The sequence below is a fragment of the Mesorhizobium sp. M7A.F.Ca.ET.027.02.1.1 genome (assembly GCF_004022985.1).
Lineage (GTDB): Bacteria > Pseudomonadota > Alphaproteobacteria > Rhizobiales > Rhizobiaceae > Mesorhizobium.
On record NZ_RZOL01000497.1, the window covers coordinates 1 to 3978 of the forward strand.

General features: G+C 66.2%; 4 protein-coding genes. All 4 read right to left on the reverse strand.

Features of this window, described 5'->3' with window-relative positions; genetic code table 11:
- Positions 1-932 (reverse strand): AMP-binding protein (locus tag EN749_RS32115; protein ID WP_145991087.1); only part of this gene is annotated, 932 nt, incomplete at its 3' end.
- Between the two features lie 90 nt (positions 933-1022).
- Positions 1023-2609 carry a gamma-glutamyltransferase gene (gene ggt / locus EN749_RS32120; RefSeq protein ID WP_128364670.1) on the reverse strand — a complete coding sequence of 529 codons (1587 nt, stop codon included), beginning with the start codon at positions 2607-2609 and terminating at the stop codon, positions 1023-1025.
- A 47-nt stretch (positions 2610-2656) separates the two neighbouring features.
- Positions 2657-3457, reverse strand: a complete 801-nt coding sequence (locus EN749_RS32125; protein WP_127328093.1) for an ABC transporter permease — start codon at positions 3455-3457, stop codon at positions 2657-2659.
- Positions 3454-3978, reverse strand: a 525-nt coding sequence (locus EN749_RS32130; protein ID WP_145991088.1) for an ABC transporter permease, incomplete at its 5' end; no start/stop codon positions are given. The genes EN749_RS32130 and EN749_RS32125, both read right to left, overlap by 4 nt.

A 3978-nucleotide genomic window follows, 5' to 3' on the forward strand; every position in this document is an offset into this window, starting at 1 on the left:
ATCCCGTAGGATTCGATCACCGGGCAGCCGAAGGTCGCCTCCAGCTCGGCCATCACCTGCGCCGGCAGCGACGCCGAGGATGAGCGGATGAAGCGCAGACGCGCCGCCGCCAGCGCCTCGGTGTTGCGTGCTGCCCTGGGCAGGATCGCCTGATGCATGGTCGGCACCGCCGTGTACCAGCTCGGCTGCGCCTCGCTCAGCCACTGGAAAAAGCGCAGCGCGTTGAAACCCGGCGTGCAGTAGATGCTGCCGCCGGCAGCCAGCGACGACAGCACGGCCGCGATCAGGCCGTGGATGTGGAACAGCGGCATGATGTTGAGGCAACGGTCATCTGCCGTCAGGCCAAGCGTGCCGCCAATATGGGCAGCCGAGGCCGCGATGTTTGCATGGCTGAGCGGCACCAGTTTTGGACGCGATGTCGTGCCGGAGGTGTGCAGCAAAAGCGCGATGTCGCCGTCTTGCGCCATGTCGGGTGATGCCGGGGGTCCGATCGCCGCGCCCTCGCTAGCAAAACTGCCGGCGGGTGTGCCGGGCTGCACGACAAGCCGCAGCACGCCGATGCCGAGCCGCTCGGCCACCGTCACCGCAGGGCCGGTCTCGCCCTCCGCGACAAGGATTGCCTTGGCGCCGATGTCGGTGAGGTAGAAATCGAGCTCGTCGGCCCGGTAGGCGGGGTTGAGCGGTGCCGTCGAGGCGGCGGCCGCCACGGCGACGAAGGCGGTGGCCATCTCGGGCCCGTTCGGCAGCACGATCGCCACCCTGTCGCCCCGGCCGATGCCGCGCGCATGCAGCTGTTGCGCCGTGGCGGCGATCAGGCTGCGCAATCCGCCATGGCTAAGCGTCGCCCTGTCGGGTGCCAGGATGGCGGGCGCATCGTCGGCGCCGGCGGCGAGACGGCGGGAGAGATCTGCGTGGGTTTCGGTTTGGGTCATGATCACCGGCTGGATTTCGAACGACTATTGGCGGGAGCCCTTCTGACGGGCTTGCCTCGATACGGATACGCCATTGGACAACGGATCGCCTCAGTAGCCAAGCGCCAAACCATCCTTGCGCGGATCGGAAGCGCCGGTCAGCGTCCCCTTCTCCCAGTCGATCAGCACCACCTGCCCGCCGCCCAGCGGGTGTTGCGGTTCGGCGATGCGGTGGCCGCGCCGGCGCAGGCCCTCGATTGCATCAGTGGGAACGCCACGCTCGGCCTCCACGGTGTCATCATTGTAAAACACCCTCGGCGCATCCAGCGCCTGCTGCGGGTCCATGCCGAAGTCGATCATGTTGGTCAGCAGATGGACATGGCCGAACGGCTGATAGCCGCCGCCCATGACCCCGAACGGCATCACCACGCGGCCGTTCTTCGTCGCCATGCCCGGCATGATCGTGTGCATCGGCCGCTTGCCCGGTGCGATCGCGTTCGGATGCGCCGGGTCGAGGCGGAAGCTGGAACCACGGTTCTGCAGCACGACACCGGTCTTCGGGCCGACGACGCCGCTGCCGAACGAATAATAGGTCGAGTTGATGAAGGAGACCGCGTTGCGGTCGCGGTCGACGATGGAGATGTAGACCGTGTCACTGCCGGGCAGCTGCACGCGCGGCAGATGCGTCATGGCGCGGTCGCGGTCGATCTCGGCGCGCAGCCGGTCGGCATAGGCGCCGGACAGGAGCTGCTTCACGGGCACTGGGACATGGTCCTGGTCGCCGACATAGCGGTCGCGGTCGCGATAGGCCAGGCGCCCGGCCTCGATCTCCAGATGCAGGCGCTCGGCGCCATTGGGGTCGAGCCCGCCGAGCTCGAAGCCCGACAGCAAATTGAGCATCAAAAGCGCCGTCAGCCCCTGATTGTTCGGCGGCATCTGGTGGATGTCATGGCCGCCATAGGAGGTGCTGACCGGCGCCACATAGTCGCCTCTGGTCGCGGCGAAATCCTCGGCCGTATGAAGTCCGCCCAATTCGTTGAGCCGGCTCACCATATCGTCGGCGACCGCGCCCTCGTAGAAACCGGACCGGCCGTGTTTGGCGATGATGCGCAAGGTCTCCGCCAGTTCCGGCTGCCGGTGGACGTCACCCGCCTTCGGCGCCTTGCCGCCGGGCAGGAAGATACGGGCGGCATGCTCGTCGGCCGACAGGTCGGTTTCCGGCTCGGCCCAGTCGAAGGCGACGCGGTCGTGCACGACATAGCCGTTCTCGGCATAGTGGATGGCCGGCGCCAGCGTCTCGGCAAGGCCCTTGCGGCCATGGTCTTCGAGCAGGCGGCTCCAGGCGTCGACGGCACCCGGCACAGTGACCGCATGCGGCCCCTGCAACGGGATGCGGTCGAAGCCTTTCTCGCGGTACCAGTCGACTGTCGCCCTGGCAGGCGCGCGGCCGGACCCATTGAAGGCCAGCACATTGCCTTGTCCCCCGGGAGAATAGAGCACGAAGCAGTCGCCGCCGATGCCTGTCGATTGCGGCTCGACCACGCCCTGCACGGCGGCGGCGCAGACCGCGGCATCCATGGCATTGCCGCCTGAGCGCAGCATGTCGATGGCCGCAAGGGTTGCAAGCGGATGCGAGGTCGCGGCAACCGCCTCGGTGGCACGAACCGGCGAGCGGCCGGGAAACTGGAAATCACGCATTCTGTCTGGATATCCCATGGGTCACTTCTGCGAATTCGTCTGGTGAATCAATGCCGCCGGCCGAAGATCTGCGCAACCGACAACAGCACGACCGAGAGCACGATCAGGCAGGTCGAGATGGCGGCGATCGTCGGGTCGATCTGATCGCGCAGCGCATTGAACATGCGGCGCGTCAATGTCGTGGTCTCGCCGCCCGATATGAACAGCGAAACCACCACTTCGTCAAAGGAGGTGATGAAGGCAAACAGCGCGCCCGAGACGATCGAGAAGCGGATCTGCGGCATCGTCACCTGCCAGAAGGCGGCGACGCGGCCGGCGCCGAGGCTGCGCGCCACCCGCTCCTGGTTCATGTCGTAGGAGCGCAGCCCGGAAAGCACGGTCAGCACCACCAGCGGCAGCGCCTGCACCGTGTGCGCGATGACCAGGCCGGTCAGCGTGTTGTTGAGCCCGATGCGCGCATAGAGGAAGAAGGTGCCGATGCCGATCAGGATAACCGGGACGATCAGCGACGCCGTCAGCAGCGCGTTGATGGTGCCATTGAAGCGCAGCGTGCCCCGGTTGATGGCATAGGCGGCCGCGGTCCCGAGCGGTGTCGCCACCAGCACCGTCATGACAGCCACCTTGACCGAGACGATCGTGGCGTCACGCCATTCCAGCGACCCGAAATAGGTCTGGTACCAGCGCAGCGACCATTGCTGCGGCGGGAATTGCAGCAGCGTCGAGTCCGAAAACGACATGATGACGATGATGATCGACGGCGCGATCAGGAACAGAAGCACGAGGCCGCCGAGGCAATAGAGCCACAGCCGTTGCCGGTGCGAGATAGGCAGGCCAAAATCCTCGCTCATCGCGAACTCCACACACCTGTGGCGCGCGCGCCGAGCAGCCACTGGAACAGGCCGAGAAGCGCCAGCGTGACCACCAGCAGCACCACGCCGAGTGCTGCACCCGCGCCCCAGTTGGAATAGAGGCTGGTGGTCTGTTCCATGCGCATCGCCCACATGATGACCTTGCCGCCGCCCATCAGCGCAGGCGTGACGAAGAAGCCCAGGCACAGCACGAAGACGATGACCACGCCCGAGGCGAGGCCGGGCAGCGACAGCGGAAAGAAGATCTGCCGGAAGGTGGCGGCCGGGCCGGCGCCGAGGTTCATGCCGGCGCGCAGGCAGTCGGTGTCGATTGTCTTCATCGAGGCGTAAAGCGGCAGCACCAGGAACGGCAGCAGGATATGCGTCATGCCGATGACGACGCCCGAAAAATTGTTGGCGAGCGATAGCGGCTGGCTGATCACACCGAGGTCGATCAGCCAGCTGTTGATCAGGCCCTTGCGCTGCAGGATCACCAGCCAGGCATAGGTGCGCACCAGGAC

Coding starts and splice junctions, on each gene's coding strand:
- ggt (WP_128364670.1), bottom strand. CDS start 2,609: ATGCGTGATTTCCAGTTTCCCGGCCGCTCGCCGGTTCGTGCCACCGAG.
- EN749_RS32125 (WP_127328093.1), bottom strand. CDS start 3,457: ATGAGCGAGGATTTTGGCCTGCCTATCTCGCACCGGCAACGGCTGTGG.